The sequence below is a fragment of the Halovulum sp. GXIMD14793 genome, assembly GCF_054457435.1.
The window spans coordinates 1-1,222 of record NZ_JBTLNE010000123.1 but is presented as its reverse complement, the minus strand read 5'-3'; the positions used below and the strand labels follow the sequence as shown (position 1 = coordinate 1,222).

The window sequence follows — 1,222 nt, the reverse complement described above, 5'->3', positions numbered from 1 at the left end:
CGCTTGAGCAATTTGAGGGCTCCGCGCCCGGCGCGCTTGCCCAAAACGAAACCAACGAATATGAAAACCAGACCCGCAGACTCTCGTTATGAATGAGGGAGCCTCGGGGGGCAGGTCAAGGCCGATAAACGCGACCAACCCCATGCCCAAGACCACGACGCTACGCCTCCAAACTTGGAAAAATCCGCGAAACTCTAACCGATATCAGGGACCGGGACCTGCGCTTTCCCCATAGCCCGGCACTGACATCCCGCGGCTTCCACCTTGTCAGATTTGTCAACGCGGGCCAGAACGCCCGACACAACCCTAACGCACTGGCCCGCATCAAAAAATCTTAGACTAAGCCGCCGTTGCAGGAATTCTGACGAATGTCAGCTTTTGCTCATTGACGCGAGATTGACTTCAATCCTAGAAGCAATGCTGCGCCAATCATGAAGCCCCCGCCGATCCGTTCGATCCAGACACGTGCGCTGCCCTTGAACCGTTTGACTATCCAACTCGACCCCAGCCCATAGGCAGACAGAAAGAGCCCGTCCATGGCGATGTAAGTTGCGGACAATATCAGGAACTGCGGCCAGAAAGCGGCTTCGCTTGCAATGAATTGCGGGAAGAGTGCCGCGAAAAAAACGACAGCTTTCGGGTTCGCAGCGGACGTCAGGAAGCCTTGTAGCCAAAGGGTTTGCAGAGTAGCTCTCTTCCGGTCGGCAAGCTCCCCTGTGTCATCAGGTTTCGCTCGTTTTATCATGCGGATACCCAACCAGATCAGATATGCAACGCCCGCCCACTTGATGACGGTAAGGGCTGTCGCAGAGGCCGCGATAATAGCGGCTAGTCCCAGACCCGCCGCCAGAATCTGCAAGGTGTTTGCTGAAAGGTCACCTGCAGCGGTCGATAGCGAGCGCCTGAAGCCGTGAACACCACTATTGGTGAGCATCAACAACTGACTTGGTCCTGGCGTACTCATCAACGCCAGAACCGTCAAAACATACAGTGTCCAGGTTTCAATTGGCATTGGTTGGTCTCCTCCCGTGCACCGCAGTCTCACATTGAACGAAAATCCACATGATTTGGAAGCGCTTTCGTACCGCGCGTTCCGACAGAAACGCCATTCGCACGCGATGCAGCATCGTTCAAAGAGGGCTCATGGACGAAGCCGCTCGCGCGGCACTGGCGCTTGTGGCAGCTGTTGATTTCCACCTGATAGACCTGCGGGTTTTGCGAT

General features: G+C 55.6%; 2 protein-coding genes. Both read right to left on the bottom strand.

Annotated features, from left to right (window positions below; genetic code table 11):
- Nucleotides 1-382: 382 nt before the first annotated feature.
- On the bottom strand, nt 383-1,012 hold the full coding sequence (locus ACW9UQ_RS18620; RefSeq protein WP_458932481.1) for a LysE family translocator: 630 nt from the start codon (nt 1,010-1,012) through the stop codon (nt 383-385).
- Between the two features lie 29 nt (nt 1,013-1,041).
- The coding region (locus ACW9UQ_RS18615) for a hypothetical protein (protein WP_458932480.1) at nt 1,042-1,222 on the bottom strand (181 nt) is incomplete at its 5' end.